This is a genomic window from Xanthomonas hortorum, assembly GCF_024339125.1.
Classification (GTDB): Bacteria; Pseudomonadota; Gammaproteobacteria; order Xanthomonadales; family Xanthomonadaceae; genus Xanthomonas; species Xanthomonas hortorum.
Window position 1 is genome coordinate 1,523,942 of record NZ_CP101417.1, and the last position, 21,281, is coordinate 1,545,222.

Annotated in this window: 20 protein-coding genes and 2 pseudogenes; 8 read left to right on the plus strand and 14 right to left on the minus strand. The window is 63.7% G+C overall.

Annotated features, from left to right (window positions below; translation table 11 throughout):
* On the minus strand, positions 1–1,626 hold the full coding sequence (locus NMB96_RS06455) for an alpha/beta hydrolase (protein WP_255086518.1): 1,626 nt from the start codon (positions 1,624–1,626) through the stop codon (positions 1–3).
* A 365-nt stretch (positions 1,627–1,991) separates the two neighbouring features.
* On the opposite strand from NMB96_RS06455, the gene NMB96_RS06460 reads away from it, so the two are divergent.
* Complete coding sequence (locus tag NMB96_RS06460; RefSeq protein ID WP_006448384.1) at positions 1,992–2,174, plus strand: helix-turn-helix domain-containing protein; 183 nt, start codon at positions 1,992–1,994, stop codon at positions 2,172–2,174.
* Between the two features lie 100 nt (positions 2,175–2,274).
* Here the strand turns inward: NMB96_RS06460 and NMB96_RS23365 are convergent.
* A pseudogene (locus NMB96_RS23365) lies at positions 2,275–2,607 on the minus strand (XVIPCD domain-containing protein); the annotation flags it as partial.
* Here NMB96_RS23365 and NMB96_RS06465 point away from each other — a divergent pair.
* Positions 2,542–2,727 (plus strand): annotated as a pseudogene (locus NMB96_RS06465) (hypothetical protein). The pseudogenes NMB96_RS23365 and NMB96_RS06465 sit on opposite strands and share 66 nt — an antisense overlap.
* A gap of 496 nt (positions 2,728–3,223) precedes the next feature.
* Here the strand turns inward: NMB96_RS06465 and NMB96_RS06475 are convergent.
* Positions 3,224–3,661: a DUF6393 family protein gene (locus tag NMB96_RS06475; RefSeq protein ID WP_023905887.1), complete on the minus strand. Its 438-nt coding sequence runs from the start codon at positions 3,659–3,661 to the stop codon at positions 3,224–3,226.
* Positions 3,662–3,799: 138 nt separating this feature from the next.
* Between NMB96_RS06475 and NMB96_RS06480 the strand changes: the two genes are divergently transcribed.
* Both NMB96_RS06480 and NMB96_RS06485 read left to right on the plus strand, forming a co-directional pair.
* Positions 3,800–3,970: a hypothetical protein gene (locus NMB96_RS06480; RefSeq protein WP_192824376.1), complete on the plus strand. Its 171-nt coding sequence runs from the start codon at positions 3,800–3,802 to the stop codon at positions 3,968–3,970.
* A gap of 362 nt (positions 3,971–4,332) precedes the next feature.
* Positions 4,333–4,839 (plus strand): hypothetical protein, encoded by a 507-nt coding sequence (locus NMB96_RS06485; RefSeq protein WP_043889943.1) that lies wholly within the window; start codon positions 4,333–4,335, stop codon positions 4,837–4,839.
* Between the two features lie 125 nt (positions 4,840–4,964).
* Here the strand turns inward: NMB96_RS06485 and NMB96_RS06490 are convergent, their stop codons facing one another.
* From NMB96_RS06490 to NMB96_RS06505, 4 genes are all read right to left on the minus strand, one after another.
* A complete protein-coding gene (locus NMB96_RS06490; protein ID WP_255086519.1) occupies positions 4,965–5,381 on the minus strand; it encodes a type II toxin-antitoxin system VapC family toxin in 417 nt (138 codons plus the stop codon).
* A complete protein-coding gene (locus NMB96_RS06495) occupies positions 5,378–5,632 on the minus strand; it encodes a FitA-like ribbon-helix-helix domain-containing protein (protein WP_255086520.1) in 255 nt (84 codons plus the stop codon). Before NMB96_RS06495 ends, NMB96_RS06490 begins: the two co-directional genes overlap by 4 nt.
* A gap of 139 nt (positions 5,633–5,771) precedes the next feature.
* A complete protein-coding gene (locus tag NMB96_RS06500; protein ID WP_255086521.1) occupies positions 5,772–6,884 on the minus strand; it encodes a type II toxin-antitoxin system RelE/ParE family toxin in 1,113 nt (370 codons plus the stop codon).
* Positions 6,871–7,077: a hypothetical protein gene (locus NMB96_RS06505; RefSeq protein WP_023905787.1), complete on the minus strand. Its 207-nt coding sequence runs from the start codon at positions 7,075–7,077 to the stop codon at positions 6,871–6,873. Before NMB96_RS06505 ends, NMB96_RS06500 begins: the two co-directional genes overlap by 14 nt.
* Before the next feature lie 280 nt (positions 7,078–7,357).
* Between NMB96_RS06505 and NMB96_RS06510 the strand changes: the two genes are divergently transcribed.
* Positions 7,358–7,864: a CcdC protein domain-containing protein gene (locus NMB96_RS06510; protein WP_043889571.1), complete on the plus strand. Its 507-nt coding sequence runs from the start codon at positions 7,358–7,360 to the stop codon at positions 7,862–7,864.
* Between the two features lie 66 nt (positions 7,865–7,930).
* Here NMB96_RS06510 and NMB96_RS06515 read toward each other — a convergent pair whose 3' ends face one another.
* Both NMB96_RS06515 and NMB96_RS06520 read right to left on the minus strand, forming a co-directional pair.
* Complete coding sequence (locus NMB96_RS06515; RefSeq protein WP_023905785.1) at positions 7,931–9,196, minus strand: phospholipase D-like domain-containing protein; 1,266 nt, start codon at positions 9,194–9,196, stop codon at positions 7,931–7,933.
* Between the two features lie 140 nt (positions 9,197–9,336).
* A protein-coding gene (locus NMB96_RS06520) for an IS3 family transposase (protein WP_183086964.1) occupies positions 9,337–10,445 on the minus strand; the annotation gives its coding sequence in 2 pieces (ribosomal slippage) (positions 9,337–10,184 and positions 10,184–10,445; 1,110 coding nt in all).
* Between the two features lie 915 nt (positions 10,446–11,360).
* Here NMB96_RS06520 and NMB96_RS06525 point away from each other — a divergent pair.
* On the plus strand, positions 11,361–12,374 hold the full coding sequence (locus NMB96_RS06525; RefSeq protein ID WP_043889594.1) for a hypothetical protein: 1,014 nt from the start codon (positions 11,361–11,363) through the stop codon (positions 12,372–12,374).
* Between the two features lie 167 nt (positions 12,375–12,541).
* Here the strand turns inward: NMB96_RS06525 and NMB96_RS06530 are convergent, their stop codons facing one another.
* Positions 12,542–13,381 carry an SDR family oxidoreductase gene (locus tag NMB96_RS06530; RefSeq protein ID WP_255086522.1) on the minus strand — a complete coding sequence of 280 codons (840 nt, stop codon included), beginning with the start codon at positions 13,379–13,381 and terminating at the stop codon, positions 12,542–12,544.
* Positions 13,382–13,481: 100 nt separating this feature from the next.
* Here NMB96_RS06530 and NMB96_RS06535 point away from each other — a divergent pair, with 100 nt between their 5' ends.
* Together NMB96_RS06535 and NMB96_RS06540 are read left to right on the plus strand one after the other, a co-directional pair.
* Positions 13,482–14,375 carry a LysR family transcriptional regulator gene (locus tag NMB96_RS06535; RefSeq protein ID WP_255086523.1) on the plus strand — a complete coding sequence of 298 codons (894 nt, stop codon included), beginning with the start codon at positions 13,482–13,484 and terminating at the stop codon, positions 14,373–14,375.
* Positions 14,376–14,627: 252 nt separating this feature from the next.
* Positions 14,628–15,989: an MFS transporter gene (locus NMB96_RS06540; RefSeq protein WP_043889570.1), complete on the plus strand. Its 1,362-nt coding sequence runs from the start codon at positions 14,628–14,630 to the stop codon at positions 15,987–15,989.
* Positions 15,990–16,203: 214 nt separating this feature from the next.
* Here the strand turns inward: NMB96_RS06540 and NMB96_RS06545 are convergent, their stop codons facing one another.
* The 4 genes from NMB96_RS06545 to NMB96_RS06560 are packed head-to-tail and all read right to left on the minus strand — an operon-like array spanning position 16,204 to position 21,210.
* On the minus strand, positions 16,204–18,627 hold the full coding sequence (locus tag NMB96_RS06545; RefSeq protein ID WP_255086524.1) for an FUSC family protein: 2,424 nt from the start codon (positions 18,625–18,627) through the stop codon (positions 16,204–16,206).
* Complete coding sequence (locus tag NMB96_RS06550; protein ID WP_255086525.1) at positions 18,624–20,084, minus strand: efflux transporter outer membrane subunit; 1,461 nt, start codon at positions 20,082–20,084, stop codon at positions 18,624–18,626. The genes NMB96_RS06545 and NMB96_RS06550 overlap by 4 nt, the downstream gene beginning before the upstream one ends.
* Positions 20,081–21,004: an efflux RND transporter periplasmic adaptor subunit gene (locus NMB96_RS06555; protein ID WP_255086526.1), complete on the minus strand. Its 924-nt coding sequence runs from the start codon at positions 21,002–21,004 to the stop codon at positions 20,081–20,083. Before NMB96_RS06555 ends, NMB96_RS06550 begins: the two co-directional genes overlap by 4 nt.
* Positions 21,001–21,210 carry a DUF1656 domain-containing protein gene (locus tag NMB96_RS06560; protein ID WP_005996740.1) on the minus strand — a complete coding sequence of 70 codons (210 nt, stop codon included), beginning with the start codon at positions 21,208–21,210 and terminating at the stop codon, positions 21,001–21,003. Before NMB96_RS06560 ends, NMB96_RS06555 begins: the two co-directional genes overlap by 4 nt.
* Positions 21,211–21,281 lie beyond the last annotated feature (71 nt).

The following is a 21,281-nucleotide window of genomic DNA, read 5'->3' on the forward strand; positions in this document are numbered from 1 at the left end:
TTACCGCTTCGGTCGCGCCACGGCGTACATCTCCCAGGCGATCTTCTTCATCAGGGCGTTGCTGTCCTCGCCCTCCTTGTACAGATCGAAGTGGGTGCGGCCTTCCAGGTAGCGGAAGTCGCTCCTGGCGCCCAGGCCGTCCAGCACCGCCTGGAATTTATGCGCGGCCCCATCCAGGTAGAACGTGTCGGCGGTGCCGACGATCAGGTGGATCTTGCCGTCCAGATCCGGCTTGAGCGTGGGCCACTGCGCGGCCACCCGTGCGGAAATGTCGTAGTGCGTGCGCCAGTAGGCCACTACGGCCGGGTCGACCTTGCCGGTGTCGCGGTCGAACATCGGCACCGGGCGGCCGTCGGGCCCGCGCGGGGAGAACACCCAGTCGAACGAGGTCATCTGGCCGCCATAAGGACCCAGCACGCGCTCGAGCTTGGCGAAGGTTTCCAGATCGGCCACCACCTTGCCCTGGTCGCGGATCAACGGGAACTGGCTGCCGTCCGTGCGCCGGTACACATTGGCATTGGGCGCGTACAGATCCGGCCCGGTGAAGTCGCGGAAGTCGCTCGAGTCGGGCGAGGTGGACCAGGTGCCGCCGAACAGCTTGGGGTAGCGCGTCTGCAGCCACAGCGTGGCCCAGCCGCCGGAGGAATGCCCGTTCAAGAACCGGCCGCTGGCCTTGCCGTCCATCTTGTATTGCCGTTCCAGCGCGGGGATCAGCTCTTCAGTTAGCGCGGTGCCCCAGGGGCCGTTGTTGACCGAGTCGGCGAACTCGTGGGTGCCGGTGGGCGTGGCCTGGTCCAGGAACACCCAGATCATCGGCGGCATCTGCTTGGCCGCCATCGCGCTCCAGGTGGCGGCCAAGCTGCCGGCAAAGCGGTTGTAGTTGCCGCCGAAGCCATGGGTGACATACACGGTGGGATAGCGGGTGGCGGCCTTGGCGTCGTAGCCGGGCGGGGTGAGCACGCGGGCGCGCAGCGACACCGGCCGGCCCCAGAAGGCGCTCAGCGACGGGCTCACCATCGAGGCATCCGCGCTATGCAGCTTGGCCTCCGGGACAGCGTCGCGGATTGCCTGCGGTGCACGCGGCGACACCTGCCAGGGGTCGTCCGACACCGGCACCTGCTTGCTGAGCCTCAGCGTGGGCAACGGCTTGCCCTTGCCCGGCGTCACCGCGGTGACGGCGCTCAACAGATCGCCGCCATCGCGGCCGCCATAGCTGTAACTGTGGTCCGTATCCAGCACGGCCTGGAACAGATACTCGCCGGCCGGCAGCGCGGAAAACGCACTGGGGAAGGCGATGTTGTCCAGGTCGATCTCGACACTGGCACCGGGCGCGAGCGCGGTGACCTCCTGCGCCGCCACGGCCACCGCCGTTGGGCGGAACGGGCTGACGTCCACCTCTTCCACCTTGCCGGCTTTGCCGTCCTTTCCGTCCTGGGCCGCGGCCTGGGCGTCCTTGGCCAGGGTGGCGAAGACCAGCAGGCGCCCGGACACGGGCTGATCGCTCGCCCCGTCCAGCGTGACACGCAGCAGACGATGTGCGGCTGCCGGTGCGGCGGCGTGTGCGGCGCAGACGCACAGCAGGCCAACGGCCAGACCCAGGCGGGGGGCAAGACGATGCAGAGACATTCAGATCCTTTGGAGCGCAGGTGGATGAGGCGGGCGCATGGCCCTGCGCAGACTGTAGCCAGTTCCGATTGGTCGCGTGCTGCAATCGCGAGGTCTGGTCACCGTATCCGATCTGCCTGCCGTGGGATCTCCGGCGGGCGGTGCGAGCAGCGCAAGTGATCAACGTGCAGTCGAGGCAGTTCAAGGCATCTCGCGTCGTGTGGCAATTCAACTGAGCAGGTCGCGGGCTGCTTTTCCGCCCTGCACGACAGCAAATGCTTGATAGTCGAAAACTAAAGTCAGCTTTAGTTTCGGCCTGGCGTATACCTGGGAAATAGCCAATCTAATGTCTGCTTCGGCGCCTATGTCCGCGTAGTCCGCAATGCTTGCGGCGGGGCGACCTGGCCACCCTGGCCGGCACCAGCCATGTGGTGCTGGGCAATGTCGAGCGCGGCAAGGACACCGTGCAACTGGGCCGGGTGTTCGAGCTGCTGCGGCAATTGGGCATCCCGGTCCAGCTAGACCTGCCGCTGGAGCTGCCTGCCCCGGTGGACAAGCGACTCAAATAACCAGCGCCGGCACGTCACGTAACCTGAAACTGTGGCTGGAACAGCGTCGTGTCAGCGAGCTGCGGGAGCAAGGCGATACGACTGTATTCCCAATTGCTGTTCACCGCATTCCAAGCGCACCATGACTTGGTTGGTCCACTGCGCGTGATGCCTCCTGCGTAGACGCCTGCACGGTCTGTTGATTGGCAACTTCGAGTTTCTGCAGGTTCTCGGCCAAGGGCTGCTTGACGGCCTCGGCCTTATCCACGTGCGTGCGCAACACATCCATGTCATTTCCTGGATTCTTGTACGTCGCGAAAATATTGCCGTTTGTGTGATTGGGAATAACGTCCTGGATCTCAGGCAGCGGCGGGCGATTGAGTTTGGCCTGGACCGCCAGGGCACCGGCAATGCGTTCCTTGTCTTGCTGGTTGGTGTAGACGCCTGCATCCGGGCCTAGCTTGTCCAGCCCGGCCAAGGCTTGCTTGAACAATGGGTCGTCGCGCAGCCGCGCTTCGTGATGCGGATCGAGGGGGGCTCCACCTGCACTGAAGGTACGTCCCGAGTTACCTAATCCTGGCACCGAGGGCTGGATCGATTCGTCGAGCTGTCGTCCCGATGCAGGCGCCCAGTGGCCGAAAACGCCATCGTTCTTTGGTTCCGGAAGGCGTACATCCCGCAGAACGCTATCGGCCAGTGTGTTGGAGTTTTGCAACTGGGGATCGTAGGGATACTTGTCATCCTTACTCTTGGCATTGGCGACCATGCGTGCCCAGGTTCCCGACAAGTCCGCACCGTGTGTGATCTCTTCGCGATATTGCTTTTGTCCAACCGCATTCGGATTGTCGCGATGATCGGGGTTGGCCCGGTTGTAGGGCAGGTTAGTCTCAACGTGCATCCGGCCATACGGCAATCCAGGTTGCTCATCGCCGGTCCAGCCGCTGATGGTGTGCTGGTTGCCCTCTTTATCTGTGTAGAGAAGGAATTTGTGATGATATTCCTTGCCCAGCGCAGCCCCAATATTGCGATATCCAACCTCAATCTTCTCGTCCATGACATTCTCCGTTGGCTTACTGATTCTTGATGTGGACGGCGTCGACATGTGTCACCTTGCCGTCGGCATCCAAAGAAAAAGTCATCACGACGGAACGTGCATCTGGATCAAGCATTGCCTGCCCCTTATTGTCCCTGACGACCACCTTGCCTGTGGTGTCTTCAACAATCTTTGACGTTGGCGATTTGCTGAATGTCTCCAGCACGGCCACCTTCGGCGTACCCAAAGGAACGTATTTAGAAACGATGCTGCTCACATCGATCTGTTCGAATCGAACAGGTTTTTTGGACGCATAGATCTCGTCAAGCATGGGGCTGGCTCCTGAAGTCATGGGGTCTTCCTGCGTCGAAGCGGTGCGCGCGGTATCTGCATTAGCACAGGACGAAAGCGGGAGCACGGCAAGCCCGGTAAGTACGAGCGTTGCAGCCCAACCGTTTAGCACGATGCGTGGCATGGCGATCTCCTGATACAACCAATCACTTGAATAGAATGTCCGCGAGGTCTTGAGCTTTCCCAGGCAGACTAGGACATCAACACTCTTTCCATGCGGACGATGCCAGCGTACTACAAGCTCTTGATGGTTGATGAATAGGTGAGCTGGATCATCAGTGCTGCCATGGCAATAACCATTTTACGCCACGTCCAAAAATGTGTGCATTGGGATATTCCTGCAATTCAAGTAGGCGACCAAACTTCGGTGGCATTACTGGAAATTGCAAGCCCCCAAGCACTTCGTATAGTCGCTGACTCGACCGATGTTTGATGTGAGCGGTGGACATCGCCGTGTTTGCTTCAGAAATTCAAACTGCATCACGCAACGAAGTCATTGAGACGATTTGCCGGGTTTGCAAGGCGTTGGTCTTCAACGATGAACACACCAGCGGCGTGGCCAGCTGGGTGGCGTAGGTGTGGTGCTTCTACACAGACGCATGTCGTCATCGAACGCAATTGATCATCTGCCGCGTGGCGTTATGCACAGGTGCCGTTGCGACTATCCATTCAAGGCGCAAGCCGCCGCCGCGCGAACAGCCGCTGCCGAAACCTTGCATCACCCACCAAGGAATGATCGAAATGAAACGTAAAACCAGCTATCGCGGTGCGCTTGCGGCGTGCGGCCTCTCACTCATGATCGGCGCGTTCTGCATGGAAGTGGCCGTTGCCGCGCCCGTCGCCAAAACGGAAAGAGTCACGCTGACGCAGGTCTTTGCCACGCTGCAGAACGGTCAGCAGGATCAGAACCCCGAAGACATCGCGGCGTGTCGCAAGCAGGTGTCGGCACCGAGTTCCAAGTATCTGGGAGTGGTGGTCACCTCCAAGTATTCCATCGACGTGCAGTCCAAGATCATGTCTGCTTCCTCGTCGCTGCCCTCTCCTGTGGCCACACAGCCGCTGATGCTCACGGTGCCGCTGGCGCCGTTGGGCTTGTCTGGGGAGTATGGCTTCGGTGCATTTCGCCCGAGCGCGCTGCCCAACACTTATGTGCTGTTCTCGGTCGGGCTGGATTTCAAGGGGCCGCAGTCGTCCGTGCTGGTTCTCAACAGCGACAAAAACTACAACTGTCTGGTGACCAGCAATCCGGCGCCGTTCAAAGGAGCACTGAGCACGAAGCTGGGACAAGACCAAGGCGGCTGATGTCTGCGACCGCCGCGTAGTCGCCGAACGAGCTGAAGATATCTTCGGCTCGTTCGGCTGCTGCTTGCAAAACAGCGCTTTAGAGATCGGCGCCGAGATGGCGGTTTATCACCGCACGCTCCAGATCAACTCCACGGGTTAATGACGTCCAACGCCATCGCCTCGAAGGGTGCCGTGTCGCGAGTGGCAACGGCCAAGCCTTGCGCGGCTGCCGTTGCAGCGATGTAGGCATCGGCGCGCCCGAGTGTGAGTCCTGCGGTTCTGGCTTTCGATGCAAGTGTGGCAAATGCGTGCGATGCGTCCAGGTCGAATGCGAGCAGGCGCCCGTCGAACAGTGGCAATACCTCGCCTTCCAACCGAGCATGCAACGTGGATCGCTTGCGGCCCTCGGGCATCACGGCAATGCCGAAACGCAATTCAGCCACCGTCACGACCGACAGGAACAGTGTTTCAACCGCCTGCGCATCGATCCAGGCGACGACCTGCGGGTTGGGCCGAGGCCGCCAAAGCTCGGAGATGACATTGGTATCGAGCAGGATCACGTCAGATCGATTGGCTTGATCGCGGCCTTGTCGCGCAGCTTGTCGAAGGCGTCGGCCTGTTTTGCTGTCAGGCCGGCGTCGCGGCCGATGTCCACCAGCAGGGAGCCGAGTTTGACCCGGTCTGCGGGTTTGGCCGCCGACTCAAGGATTGCGCGGATCTCCGCTTCGGTGCTGCGGCCGTGGCGTGCAGCCCGCGCGCGGATCGCGCGATGCACGTCGTCTGGGATATTGCGGACGGTGAAAGAAGGCATATGGCCCTCCCGGTGACATCAGGTTGCTTGCACTTTAGAGAAGTGCAAGCACTCAGGCAACGTCACCACGCACGGTATCGAATGCAGTCATTTCCGCATTAGCAGGTAAGTAGAATCCGGGCCCGACCTAGCCCACCACTCACCGATACGGCCCAGGCCCGCGCCATACCGGCTCGCCCTGCTTGTAGACCTCCATCATGTTGATGACCTCGCGGGCATCGCCGATGTCTTTCAGCTCGGGGGAGTCCGGCGGTAGCAGGCGGCATTTGCTCGAGCCGCGTTTGAGCGCGACCTCCAGCGGGCAGACCATGCGGTACTGGGTGCCGGGCAGGATGATGGCCACTTCCTTCATGCCCTGGTCGCGCCAGTTGCGCAGCTGGGTTTCGCTGCGCACTTCGTAATACACCTGGTAGCCACCCACATCCATGCTGGGTTGGGCGTTGTTGCGGTCGCGGCGGCGGCCTTCGCTGATGGTGGGCGTGTTGGACATGCCGTCTTCGGCGGCATCGGCTTCTTCTTCGAGCATGCCCGGTGGGCGGCCGGTCCAGGTCTGGGGGCGGCGCTGCGGCGACGATGACGGTTCTGCCGGCGGTTGCGGCGGGGTGGGGCGCTGCACCGGTTGTGCCTGGCGTTGCTCGACCAGGCCACCGCGGCGGGTGTTGCCTGCGGGCGGGATCGGATTCTTGGCGGTCTTGACCAGGGTGGACTGCACCGGCGAGGCGGCCGGCGGTGGCTGCACGGGCGCCGGCGTTGGCGACGGCGGGGTGGGCGTCGGGGACGGAACCGGCTGGTCGGGCGTGGAGGTGTCGCCGACGAAATCCACCTTGGTGCGGCCGCCGCTGGCCGAGCCCTGCGGCGGGGTCATGGTGGGGGTGGAGGCCGACAGCAGGATCAGCAGCATCAGCACGTGCAGCAGGGCGCTGACCAGCGAGGCGATCCACGGGTCCAGGCGTTCGCCTTTCGGCTCGGTGCGTGGCAGCCAGTCTTTGGCGTCGACTTGAACGTGCAGCAGCTGCAGCGCGTCGTCGCGCACGCGGTAGACCAGCACGTAGGGCGTTTGCTTGACCACCCATTCGCGGGTGCCGGCGACCCGGCCGGCGCGGCCACGGCCCGGTTGCTCGGCTAGGGTTCGGGTGGCTTCCAGCACCTGCCGCGCCATCGCGGCGGCGGCGGTCGGGTTGAGCGCGTGGTAGTGATCCTGGGCGTATGCAAGTTGCTTGGCGGCCGGGACGGTCCAGTCACGCCGCAACATCAACGCCCCATTTGGCGAACAGTGCCGTGACCTGTGCCGGCGCAGTAAAGGCGCCCCGATCTGCTGCGGCAATGCCGTCCAGCACCGCGGCCTCGAAGCTGGCGGTGTCCACGACGCGGACCACGTCGTCCCATCCTGCCGTCTCGGGCAGCGTGTCGATCAGCGTGTGGGCTTCTTGCTTGATGGCGGACATGGCACTGCGGTGGGGGAGCTCTGCCGGCAAGTCTACCCGTGCGGCTCTGGTTCGCGTGTGGCAATGGCTGGCGCGCGGCTGGGGCGTTCACCGGCGGTGGCAGGCAGGCCGGTCCTGCGCGAAGGTCGGTTGTCTGTCGCCATTGCCGTGCGCGGCGGTGGCCGCCCGGGCAACCCGCCTGTGCGCGCAGAAAGTGACACTTGGCACCTTGTTCGCGTTGGCAGCTGGTTTCATTCTGCGGCGGTCACCTCACCTGCATCTCACCTGGAAAGGAATCGCCATGCCCGCTGCTGCCATCGCACCGCTGACCCCGTATCTCTCGATGGCGGCCATCGCCTTTCTCTACTACCGGCGCATCCGGCGCAGCTTCGGCCGCCAGCAATGGAAGCCGGTGAGCACGGCGGTGCGGACCGTGGTGCTGGTCATTGCGACGGCGGCGCTGGCGTACGCGGTCTATGGCTTGCCGCAGGTGCGGCCAGGGATCGCCGTGGGAACGCTGGTGGGCATCGGGCTGGGCGCGCTGTCGCTGCGTTATACGCATGCCGAATGGGTAGAGGGCCGTGGCTGGTACACGCCCAATCCGTGGATCGGCGGCGGGCTCACGCTGGTGCTGCTCGGGCGGCTGGCCTGGCGCTGGGCCGATGGCGCCTTCAGCGCGGGCGCGGCGGCGGCCGGCTCGCAGGCCAGCCCGTTGACGTTGGGGATTGCCGCGGCGCTGGTGCTGTATTCGCTGGTCCACGTTGGCGGGCTGTGGTGGCGGCTGCAGCAGCTTCGCTTGCAGGCGTGACCGCCTGCGCGAGTGTGCGGCGCTGAGCGCGGGTGCGCTCAGTACCAGGCGGGAGGCGGCAGTTGCCTACACCTGCGAGCGAAACGGGATGACCAGCTTCTCGCCCAGCTTCTGCCGCAGCGGCCGCTTGCGCCAGCGCTCCAGCGTGTACAGCTCGGCCCGTTGCAGGTCGCGCTCGAACACCTCGGTCATCTGCGCGGCCAGGTCACGGTCGTAGACATTCAGGCTGGCCTCGTCGTTGAGGCGGAACGAGCGGATGTCGAAGTTGGTCGAGCCCACCGAGACCAGCAGGCTGTCGATGATCAGCAGCTTGGTATGCAGCATGGTGGGCAGGAATTCGTGGATGGCGATGCCGGCCTGCAGCAGCGGCTCCCAACTGGCCTTGGATGCCAGCCGCACGGACACGGCATCGATATGTTTGCCGGGCAGCAGCACGCGGATGCGCACGCCGCGCGCGCGCGCTTCCAGCAGCGAGCGGGTGATCAGCGCATCCGGCACGAAATACGCCGCGGCCAGATCGATCGACGTACGCGCCGCAGCGATGGCGATCAGATACATCAGATGCATGCTCTCGCTGCCGCCCGCCGGCGAGGCCACGAACAACTGCGCGTCGCTGTCGCCGGCCGGCGCCAATTCGGGGTAGTACTCGGCGCCGTTGAGCACGCGGCCGGTGGTCTTGATCCAGTTGTCGTTGAAGGCGGCCTGCACCTGCGCCACCACCGGGCCTTCGATGCGGTAATGCGAATCGCGCCAGTGCTCCGGGTCCTGCGCATCGCCCATCCACTGGTCGGCCACGCCCACGCCACCGGTGAAGCCGATACGGCCATCGATCACCAGCAGCTTGCGATGGGTGCGGTTATTGACGCGGTGCAGGTTGTACCAGGTGAGCGGGCGGTAGCGATGCACCTCCACCCCAGCGTCGGTCATGTCATCGACCAGCGCGGCATCCATCTTCAGGCTGCCGCCCCAGTCGATGGTGACGCGCACCTTGACCCCGGCGCGGGCGCGCTCGGCCAGCGCCTGGCTGAACTCGCGGCCGATCTCGCCCGACCAGTAGATATAGGTTTCGAAGGTGATGGTGCACTGCGCGCTGCGGATGGTTGCCAGCATCGCCGGGAAGATCTCGCTCCCGTTGTGCAGCACCTGGATCTTGTTGCCGGGCAGGATCGCCGGGCCCAGCAACACCGACATCTCGCGCTTGAACTGCGGGTCGGACACGTCGTAGCAATGGCTCGGAATGTGCTCGAGCTTCTTCTCAGGCGTGGCGAAGTTGAGCAACAGCAGCCCCACCAGCAAGGTGGTGACGACTGCGGCCACGATGATCCATGTCATGCATCCAACTCCCGTTCCCCTGCCGTCGCGGCCTCAAGCGGCCAGCATTCTGGCAAGGCTGGCGTCATGCAGGTTGTGAAGGGGAATTATGAAGAGGCATGAGTAACCCGCCGCGACGTGGGCTGTCGACTCCCCGTAATTCAATGCCAGCTAAAATTAGAGGTCTGCGGTTGATGTTGATCACGGAACTCGGCGGGCGTTAGCCCGCCCAGGCTGTCGTGCGGGATCTGCTGGTTGTAGTCGGCCAGCCAGTGTTCGGTCTGTTCGCGAACCTCGCTCAGCGTGCGGAAGATGTGCATGTCCAGCACGCCGCGCCGGTAGCTGCCGTTGAAGCGTTCGATAAAACCGTTTTGCATCGGCCGTCCCGGCTCAATGAAATCCAATGCGATGCCTTTGCGCTCGGCCCACTCGGCCAAGGCTAATGCGACAAACTCCGGGCCATTGTCCAAGCGAAGCTTGACGGGATAGCCGCGCCAGGCTGCGATGCGTTCCAAGGTGCGGATGACGCGGGCGGCCGGAAGATTCAAGTCCACTTCGATCGCCAAGGCTTCACGGCTGAAGTCGTCGATGACATTGAACGTGCGGAAGCGTCGACCATCCCACAGCGCATCGGACATAAAGTCGATCGACCATCCAGCATTGGGGCGTGCTCCGCATGTCAGCGGTTGTGGATGACGCGTCGGGACCCGGCGCCTGCTGCGACGACGCTGATTAAGCTTCATCAGGCAATACACGCGCCAGACCCTCTTGTGATTCCACACATGTCCGCGACGGCGGATGATCTGAAAGAGCTTTCCAAAACCACGCTCGGGAAAACGCTCGGCCAATTCGGACAACAGCGCAATGACCTCCTCGTCGCGATCGGGACGACGCCGATAGCGCGCTGTCGAGCGAGCAACGCCAACGACCGCACAGGCCCGGCGCTCGCTCCAGCCATGCTGCTCGACGAGCCAGGCAAGAAGCGGGCGCTTGTGCGCCGGGTCTACAGCTTTTTTGCGATGACATCCTTGAGTGCATGGTTTTCCATCGCGAGCTCGGCATACATGCGTTTGAGCTTGCTGTGCTCGGTCTCCAGGTCGCGAAGGCGCTGCACATCGGCTGCCTCCATGCCACCGTACTTAGACTTCCAGACGTAGTACGTCGCGTCGGAAATAACCAGCTCACGGCACACATCCTTGACCTGGCGGCCGCCCTCAACCTGCTTCAGCGTGGCGACGATCTGGCTCTCGGTGAATTTGCTCTTGCGTATCGTTGGTCTCCTTGGGGGCTAGTGTGCCCGGAGACCTCTAGTTATGGATGGATCAATTTTACGGGGAATCGACAGGGCATCCTGCATGCCAAGCGGTTTATTGCCATGACTTGTCCATCGGATATCGCCTTTGCCCTCAGCGTCGTTCTGCGCTGGGGCAGGCGCATTGTCCGGTCATCATCTCAATGCGTTTGACGCGACCCCATGCAGTGGGTCTGGACAGCGCGGAAAAACCGCAGTGTACGAATGGCACATGCCGATTCCAAACACCGGCCGCGCCCGCCTGGCGGTAAGCGCAGTCCTTTTAATAGCCGCTCCAAACCAATCGTAAAGTTAGTGTTAACTCCTTGGCATGTGGCGCTGGATTGTTCGCCCAAAGCTCTAGTATTTCGTCTTCTATCGTGAACTGGAGGTGCGGTCATGGGACGTTGGAGCAACGATAGATTTGTCAGAACAATTTGCAGGAGCCATGACGCGTTCGCGCGCAGACCTGAGCAATAGATTCAGTCACGACATCTGCCCCGATGACTGCCCGCAACGTTGGTCAATGCACAGGCACCTACAGTGCGGGCCGCTTATATCGGATGAGGTCCTCCCTTGAGATTGCTGTCCATACCAAAATTTCATAAACAGCAGCCGCAATCTGCTGCCCAAGGTCCGAGCGACACAAGAGTGGACGCGCACCAGCCGCCGGGCAATCGAGCTCCTGACCCCGGCAGTCCGCTTGCGCGCAGGCCGCCCAGTCGGAAGACATCGCAGAAACCCAGCGTCAATTCCGAGAAAAATTTACTTCAGACATTGTGTTTCACTTCTGGGGCAAGCACATCACGCAAAAACAGCCTCACGCCTGGTGGCAGGCTATCGCCTGACGCCAGTCCCACCGCTGGCGTCAGTGCATCCCGACCGACGAGTGAAATGCCTGCGGAAGCGCCAGCTACGCAGGCAACGCTTGGCCAAGCCCCGGTCAGAGCCGCGCACGTGCCCAGAAGAGGCAAAACGCTGGCACAACTTTTCAAAGAAACTAAAGAGATGCACGAAGCTGAGGCGCCACTTGGTGTTTTTAGCGATGCCATGAACAAGCCCGCTTCATCCGTTCAAGCGCATCTCCTAAACGTCGGCGGCACCAGCACGCACAGCGAAATCGAAGAGCTCGAAGAGCCGAGAAAAAACGCGGCTGCGCCAGAAGGACGTGTGGCCATCGAGGAAAAAATCAACGAAGGATTGAGCGAGGCAGAACAAGACGACATCGTCAAGCCAGACAATGAGCTTTCGATACCCTGGGCGCATGACGCCAACCCAAAAAACCTTTTCTGGCAGAAAATCGATGAATCCCACAAACAGGATATCTTCAATTTATTTTCCGATAACAACGACATGGAAGGCATCGTACTTTATGAAAAGATCCAGGGCATGGAGCATGATGAAAATTCAGGCGCTAGCGAAACGGTCAGTCAAGATCCTGAAAAGCACAACGTCGATGTCAGCCCAGAAAGAAGAGACTTTCTGAAGAAAATAGAATTCTTGGAAGAGATGGAGCGTCACTTGTTGCAGCGTTATCAGGCTCACGATCTGCGCAAGCTTCGCAAGGCGCCGGAACCGTCTGCGTCGTTGAAGGCGCTCATGTCCCGGTTTCAAGAAGCGTCAAGGCTTGCTGCGTCAGGTTCGGAGTCGCCTGAGGGCTTGCCGATATCAGCTCCGCCAACACCGGATTATTTTCGGGACGCGTCAACTCGGGCGTCACCAGATCTCGAGCATTTTGAGTTCGCCAACGGGTCAACATCGGCAACGTCGGATCGTTTTCAGGAGAACACCCGGGCGCGATACGAAGAGGCAGTAGAGATCGAGGTGAACAAGCAACGAGTCGCGCGACAAGCAAAGCGCCTCGATAAGCCATCGCCCAAAGGGTTCTTGCATTGGCTCCGCGGCTAACATCAGTGCGAATGACCCGGTGGGCCGCTGCCTGCGCAACAGGCTGAGCTGTCCAGCTGCCGTCAGCGCTCGTCATGTGGAAACCTGTGATGGGCAGGGCTGAGGCATGCTCTAGCGAACCGGTGCCAATGATCCGGTGGTAACTCGCTGACGGGGTCGGCCTTGAATCAGTCGACTGCTTCCGGATAGTCGGTGGAAAACGCGATGTCGCGCTGGTTTTCGAGCGCGGCCAGCCGCGTGGTCAACGCATCGCGGATGGCGTGGTACGCGCTGCCGCCCATGACCAGGCGAAACGGCGGTGGCGATTGCTCGGTGCAGGCGATCATCGCCGCGACCATGCGCTCCGGGTCGCCGACGATGACCCAGCTGCCGTCGTCCAGTGCGCGGCTGAGTGCCTCGACCGGTGTGCCGGCGTAGTCGGACGGGATGTCGGTTCTGACCAGCGAAGCGCCGAAGTTGGTGCGTGCCGGGCCGGGTTCGGCCAGGGTGAAGTGGATCCCGAAGCCGGCCACTTCCTGCGCGACGGCTTCGACAAAGCCTTCGATGCCCCATTTGCTGGCGTGATACAGGCTGAAACCGGGATAGGCGATCTGGCCGCCTTCGGAGGACACCTGCACCACGTGCCCGCCACCTTGACGACGCAGGTGCGGTAGCGCGGCCTGGATCAGCGTGATGGAGCCGATGAGGTTGGTGTCGATGACCGCGCGCACCTGCGCATCGGTGGCGGCCTCGGCCGCACCGAGCGTGCCGTAGCCGGCGTTGCTGATCATCACGTCGATCCTGCCCAGGATCTGAAAGGCCTGGGCCACGACGTTGCGCACTGCTGCGCTGTCGCGCAGATCGAGCTGAAACACGTGCAATGCCTCGCCGTGCAGTGTCTGCAGATCGGCCAGCGCATCCGCGCGCCGCACCGTGGCCGCGACGCGCTCGCCGCGTGCCAGCAGTGTTTCGACCAAGCCGCGGCCGAAGCCGGAAGATGCGCCTGTGATAAGCCAGGTCCTGGACATGGGCATTGCCTTTGCGTGGGGAAGGAACACCACCCTAGGCGCGGGGAACTGATGGGTCTATGCCATAGAATTCGAATGCGTTGATGCGTTTTGACCACTAATGCCCAAGCCCACCTTCAATGACCTGGCCGCGTTCACCAGTGTGGCCGTGCACCGCAGCTTCCGGCGTGCAGCCACCGAGCTGGGGCTGGCGCCGTCCTCGCTCAGCCACCTGATCAGCGCGTTGGAACGCAACCTTGGCGTGCGCCTGCTGCATCGGACCACGCGCAGCGTCTCGCTGACCGAAGCGGGCGAGCGCCTGTACGCAAAGCTGGTGCCGGCGCTGCAGGATGTGGAGCAGGCGTTGAGCGAACTGGACGCCTTCCGTAGCGGGCCCACCGGCACGGTGCGCATCAACGCGCCCGAAGTGGTGGTGCGGCTGTTGCTGCAGCAGGTGGTGCCGGAGGTGCTGGCGCGGTATCCGGCGCTGTCGGTGGACCTGGTGAGCGAAGGCCGCCTGGTGGATATCGTGGCGGCCGGGTTCGACGCTGGCATTCGCCTGAGCGAGTCGGTGCCGCAGGACATGATTGCGGTTCCGTTCGGCGGGCAGACGCGTTTCATCGCGGTGGCTGCGCCTGCGTATCTGCAGCGCGCCGGTAGCCCGGACACGCCGGACGATCTGCATCGTCATGCGTGCATTCGTCATCGCATGCCCAGCGGCAGGCTGTATCGCTGGGAGTTCGAGCGGCGCGGTCAGGAGGTGGCGATCGATGTGCCGGGACGGCTGACGCTGGACCAGATTCTGATGATGGGCGAGGCGGCCGAGGCCGGCCTTGGCATCGCCTATGTGCCCGAGCATGCGGCGATGCCTGCACTGGCGCGCGGCACGCTGGTGCGCGTGCTGGAGCAGTGGTGCCCGGCCATTCCGGGACTGGTGCTGTATTACCCGGGACATCGCCAGATTCCACCGGGCCTGCGTGCGTTTATCGATACGCTCAAGCAGGTGTTGCCCTAGTCATCGATCGGTATCCAAGCGGCAAATCGCTTGCTGCGCCGACGCCGAAAGCGGGCTGAAGCGCTATAAGCGCAACTAGTGGACGTCGTTATGGAACGACACAAGCGCACGCTCCGCGTTGGCTGCCGCCCGCTCGCAAACCGGACGCACTAGCCGCTTGCGTGGCGCCTGCCTATGCGCCGAAATGCTTACATGCGTCACACAAGCGCGCACCTATACTGCCGGGTGTCCCACCCACAAGGTTCTGACTGCATGAGCGCACCCCCAACGTCCCCGATTGCCGCCGGTTCTGGCGCAGCTCCCGGTAGCCTTCGCCGTTCGGTGTCCAACACGCTCAAGGGCTCGGCCGGCAATCTGGTCGAGTGGTACGACGTTTACGTCTATTCGGTGTTTGCGGTCTATTTCGAATCGCAGTTCTTCTCCAAGGAAGACAAGAACGCCACGATGTTCGTGTGGGCGATCTTTGCGATGACCTTCCTGATGCGCCCGATCGGCGCGTGGTACTTCGGCCGCTTTGCCGACCGTTACGGCCGGCGCCTGGCGTTGACGATTTCGGTGTCGATGATGGCGCTGTGCTCGTTCGTCATCGCGATCACCCCGACGGTGTCCACGATCGGCATCGCCGCGCCGATCATCCTGCTACTGGCGCGTCTGCTGCAGGGCTTTGCCACCGGTGGCGAGTACGGCACCAGCGCGACCTATATGTCCGAGGCGGCGATTCCGGGCCGGCGCGGGTTTCTGTCGTCGTTCCATTACGTGACGCTGGTTGGCGGCCACGTGTTGGCGCAGACCACGTTGCTGGTGATGCTGCATTTCTTCGATGTGCCGCAGGTGTCCGAGTGGGGCTGGCGCGTGGCGTTCGGCCTGGGTGGCATCGGTGCGTTGGTGGTGTTCTGGCTGCGCCAGAGCATGGACGAGTCGCTGAGCTCCGAATCCATCGCCGATTCGCGCACCGGCAAGGCCAAGGCCTCCGGTTCGATGCGCGAGCTGTTCGTCAATCAGTGGCGTCCGCTGCTGCTGTGCTTCCTGATCACTGCCGGCGGCACGATCGCGTTCTACACCTACTCGGTGACCGGGCCGAAGATGATCCAGACCGCGTTTGCCGGTGGCGACGTGATGGCCGGCACCATCATCAACCTGGTCGCGCTGACGGTGTTGATGCTGATGCAGCCCATTGGCGGTTGGTTGTCCGACATCGTCGGGCGCAAGAGCCTGCTGGTGTTCTTCGGCATCGGTGGGGTGCTCTACACCTGGTTCCTGGTGATGGAGCTGCCCAAGCAGACCGACTGGTTGACCGCGTTCGCCATCCTCACCGTGGGCTTTGTGATCCTGACCGGCTACACCTCGATCAATGCGGTGGTGAAGGCGGAATTGTTCCCGACCCACGTGCGCGCGCTGGGCGTCGGCCTGGGCTATGCGCTGGCGAACTCTGCGTTTGGCGGCACTGCGCCGTTGCTGTATCAGGCCTCGTTGAAGACGGGCCACGTGAGCGAGTTCGTGATTTATGCAACCGCGGTGATCGCAGTGTCGTTGGTGGTGTACATGTTCTTCCTGACCAACAAGGGCAGCAACTGGCTGGACGACGAAGCGGCGATGCATCAGCGCAAGCGCTGATGTGTTGATGCAACCGCAAGCTTGATAGCTAGCTCCCTTCTCCCGTCGGGAGAAGGTGCCCGAAGGGCGGATGAGGGTACGTGCGAAGCCTCGTGTGATCTATTGCCAGTGACTTCGCCCCGTACCCTCACCCCAACCCCCGCTCCGCGCCCCGGCCCGCGCTTGCGGCGCGGGCGCTCCAAGGCACGCGCGCCAGTGGCGCGCAAGCAGTGCCTTATCGCCCCGAGGGGAGAGGGGCTAAAGCAGGCCGTTTTTGTGTGATCTCTTTGGGCTGCTGTACTGTCTTTGCAAACACGCTGTAACGCAGCCCAATCAAACCCAGCAGCGCTTCATCGCGATGCGTACCCACCGGTACTTTGCCGACGCGCGCCAGCGACGCATCCAGGCGATCGCGTAGCGCATCCGGCCCAGGCAATGGCTGCTTGTGTGCAACCTGCTGCCGGTAGTGCGCCGCAACCTCGGCCAGGATCGCGTCCACAGCATCAATGCTCGGCTGCGGCAAACCATGCCGCGCGCTGCGCAGCTGCAGGATGTTCAAGCCCACACGCACTTCGTTGAGCATATCCACCGAGGCCAGATCGCTGCCTTCCGGCGTCAGTGCCAAGCGTGGTGCGAGCAAGCCAAGCAAGTCCAGCATGCGGGAGGCGAACTGTTGCCGGTCTTGTGCACCGTGGCCTTCCGCAGCCTCGGCCAGCGTGCGCCAGCCCTGGCGCACCAGGCGGCGCGCGCTCCATTCCGCACCCACCGAGCGAAACAACCGCGTCAGCACCACGGCAAATCCAATGCCCAACACCATCGCCACCGCCGCGTTGACGAAGCTCTGGATGTTGGCGTTATAGGTGTTCTGCAAACTCAGCAACGCGGTGAGATTCACCACCAGCGGCAGTGCGATCAACATGCTCTTGGGGCGATGCAGCAACGCGCCGATCGGCAGGAACACCGCCGCCAGCACCAGCACCAGCATGGGGAAATCGTGGATGGCTGGGAAGATGCCGAACAGATAGATGCCGGCGACCACGCTGGCCACTACCGCCCAGGTCAGGAACGACAGCATGCTCGGCGCAGGGTCGTCCTGTGCGGCGAAGAACGCGGCTGTGACCGCGGCCATCATCGCGCCGTTGCCGCCGCCTTCCCACCCGATGCCGATCCATAGCACGCAGTACGCCATCAATGCGAAGCCCGCGCTCAATGCGGAGAATGCGGCCATGCCGAAATCGATATGGCGTGCGGTGCTGGCAGGTGCCGGTGCATCGGCTGTGTCGCGCGGTGACCCGGTAAGTCGCTGCACTAGTGAGGAGCGCTGACGTAGCTGCCCAGTGTGCCCGAGCAATGCAGCCTCAGCCTGCTCTGGAGGAACTGCGGTTGCAGCATTGCGCCGTGACCAGCCCAGGCGCTGTAGCAACGAAGACTGCATGCGCGAACGCGCGGCGGTTTCGCTTTGCGCAGCCTGAGCCCGTTCGGTTGATTCAGTCGTTACAGCATGGCGTCGCGACCAGCCCAGAATCTGCAGCAACGAAGGCCGCGTGCGAGAACGCACAGGGGGATCGCTTTGCGCAGTGTCAGCCCGGTTGGATGATTCCGCCGTTGCAGGGTGTCTCGCCGCACTGGGCGTTGCACGCAGCACAGGAGTCGCAGTGCCTTGTAAGAGTGAATGCTCCAGCGCGCGGCAGTCCTGCCACAGGTCTAGCAGTTCTTCCAGCCGCAGCAGCAAGCTCGCCAGCAGTAAATGTTCGATGTCCTGATCCACCACCGGGTGGTGCGCGGCGATACGTGCGCGTAATGCGGCAACATCATCTTCGTTGCGCGCTCGGTCACCCTGATCCACCCAGGCAGCGACGTCGTCCAGTAGCGCAGCGATATCGGGCGACAACGCAGACCCGTCGCGCTGCACCGCATCCAGGCGGTCGGCGATCGACGACAGCACCGGCAGCAACAACAGCATGCGTGCGCGCAGGTGTTCCAGCGTGGGCGCGGCACCGGCATGGCGCGGGTCGTCGTGGCGCACGAAGGCGATCAAGGCCTCGAACTGCACCAGGTCTGCAGCCAGGCGATTGCGCGGCGCCTGCGATGGGCCGCGCTGCAGCACCTGCCGGCACCATTGCGCGGCGTCCTGCATCCAGTTGCCGATGCGCGCGGTGAGCATCGGTCGCACCGAGGCGGGAAACACCAGCGACGCGAACAGCACCGCCATCACCGTGCCCAGGATGATCTCCTCGCTGCGTGCCACCACGGTGTCGAAGATGCCTTCCGGCGATGTCACCGCAGGGAAGCCGATGAACGCGGTGGTATAGCCGGCCAGCAGGAACGCATAACCGCGCGGGCCGCGATTGAGCAGCGCCAAGAACAAGCAGGCCGACAGCCACAACGCCATCGCCGCGCTGAGCAGCAATGGCGTCTCCACCAGGTTCGGCAACATCACCAGGGTCGCCGCGCCGGCCAGCAAGGTACCGAGCACGCGGTACACGCCCTTGGCGCGGGTGGGGCCGAGCAGCGGTTGGGAGACGATGTAGACCGTGGCCATTGCCCAGTACGGCCGCGACAGATTGCCGGCCAGCCCCACATACAACGCCGCGATCGAGGCGGCGAAGGTCTTGGCCGAAAACAGCCAGGCCTGGCGATCGCGCAGCAGCGCCTTCATCGTGCGGCCGTCGTATCGGTGTGGCCGGCGGTGGTTTCCCAACCGCCGCCCAGCGCCAGGAACAGCTGCAGTTGATCCTGCGAGACTTGCGCCTGCGCATTGGCCAGCGTCATGTCGGCGGTGGCCAGCGTGCGCTCGGCATCCAGGCTGGACAGATACGGCGTGCGCCCGCCCTGATACAAGCGCCGGTTCTGCGACGAGGCCAGTTCGGCCTGTTGCTGCGCCTGTTCGAGCAGATGCAGGCGGTCAAGATCCTGCGCGTAGCGCGACAGCGTGGTCTGCACCTCGCGCAGCGCCTGCAGCACGGTGTTGTCGAACTGCGCCAGCGCCGCGTCCGCGCCGGCTTCGGTGGCGCGGATGCGGGCTCGCGCACCGCTGGACGGCAGCGTCCAGGAAATCAGCGGGCCAAACGACCAGGCATGTGTGGCCGGCTCACCGAAGTCGGCCAGCAGGCCGGTGGCGCCGATCGAGCCACCCAGGCGGATATCCGGATACAGCTCGGCAGTGGCCACGCCGATGCGCGCAGTGGCCGCCGCCAGCCGGCGCTCGGCCTGGCGCACGTCCGGGCGACGCGCCAGCAGCGCGCGGCCATCGCCAATCGGAATGGGTTGCTGCAAAGCCGGCGCATCCGCGCAGCGGTCCACACCGGCAGGCACTTCGCCAGGCGTCTTGCCGAGCAGCGCGGCCAGTTGGTAACCGGCCGCCTGGCGGCGCGCGCGCAGCGGCGGCAGCGCCGCTTCCAGCATCGCCACCTGCGCGGTGGCGCGGGCCAGATCGGGCGGTGTGCCACGGCCGGCATCGATCAGGCGTTGGGTAATGTCGCGGCTGCGCTGTTGCAATTGCAGCGAATGCTCGGCCACGTGCAGCTCGTGATTGGCGTGGCAGATCTCCACATAACTGCCGGCGACCTGCGCGGCCACGTTGACGCGCGCCAGATCGATCGCGGCCTGGGCGACTTGCGTATCGGCCTGCGCGGCCTCGGCACCGCGTTGCAGCTTGCCGAACAGATCGAACTGGTACGACACCCCGAACTTGCCGTCGGCCAGGTTGAACACCGGCAGCTTTTCCTGCTGCAGGAAGGCTTCGGCCGAGACCTGCGCGCGGCTGACGCCGGCTTCCACTTCGTAATCGAAGCCGCCCGCGTCCAGCGCCTGTTCGTAGACCGCAGCGGCGCGGCGCAGGTTGGCACCTGCGACCTTCAACTCGACGTTGTCGCGCAGCGCCTGTTCGATCATTTCGTCCAGCATCGGGTCCTGATACAGCGCCCACCAGCGTGCCGGCAGCGGTGCCCCGGGGTGCACCTGGTCGTTGCCGGTGTCGAGAAACGCGGCATTGGCGGCCGGGCGCTGGTAGGCCGAATCGTCCGGCACGGCGTAGTTCGGGCCGACCGTGGTGCATGCGCTCAATGCGGCCAGCAGCGTGGCCAGTCCCAGGGGACGCAATACGGCGCGGTTCATGGCGCGGCCTCGGCCTGCACGCGGGCGGGCGCGGTGGCGGCGGCGTCGCGCATGGCATCCGGCAGGATGGTCACGGTGGCGGTGCGCCCGGCAATCAGCTGCACGTGCTTGGGCACCTGATCCAGCACGATACGTACCGGGATGCGCTGCGCCAGCCGCACCCAGTCGAACGCCGGGGTGACGTTGGGCAACGCGCCGGCGCTGCCGCTGCGGTAACGGTCTTCGATACCGGCAGCGATGCTCTGCACATGCCCATGCAAGGTCACCGGCTCGCCCATCAGGCGCACGTCTACGCGCTGGCCGGCATGCACGCCGTGCAGGCGGGTTTCTTCGAAATAGCCATCGACACGGAACGAGCCGGTATCCAGCACCGCCACCACCGGGCGCCCGGCGCTGACGTAATCGCCCACACGCACGGTGCGGTCGCTGACATGGCCATCGGCGGGGCTGCGCACCTGCGTGCGGTCCAGATTGAGCTGGGCCAGGTCCACCGCCGATTGCGCGGTGGCCACGGCGGCCTGCGCCTTGAGCACATTGGAGCGGCGCACCTCGGCATCCTCGGCGGCGACCAGGTCCTGCAGGCTGCGGTCGCGCGCAATTTCGCGGCGCAGCTGGCTCAACGTGGCCTGGCGCTCGGCCAGCGCGGCGCGCGCCTGTTCCAGCGCGATCGCATAGCGCGCGCGGTCCACCACAAACAGCAGCTGGCCGCGCTTGACCGCCTGGTTGTCGGCCACCGCCACCGATTCCACCAGCCCGGACACATCCGGCGCCACCTGCACCACATCGGCGCCCACGTGCGCATCGCGCGTCCACGGCGCCTCCATGTAGTAACGCCACAGGTGCTGCAGCATCAACGCGGCCACCACCACCATCGCCAGGGTCAGCAGCGCCGGCCCCGCACTTTTGATCAGCTTGTTCACGATTGCATCCAACGGGTAAGGAAAAACAGGCCGCCCAGCAGCGCGATGTACAGCGCCAGGTTGAACAGCGCCGGGTGCCAGACATGCCGGTACGCACCGGCGCGGGTCAGCAGCGCGCCGATGGCGCTGTTGAGCAGGTAGGCCAGCGTCATCAACGCCAGCAGGGTGGGTACGAACACACCGTAGAGACTGAATTCGCCGTACATCGCTTACTTCCTGAAGAGAAAAAGACGCCCCGCGGCATGGCGCGCGCCGGCCATCTGCACTGTCATCGCGC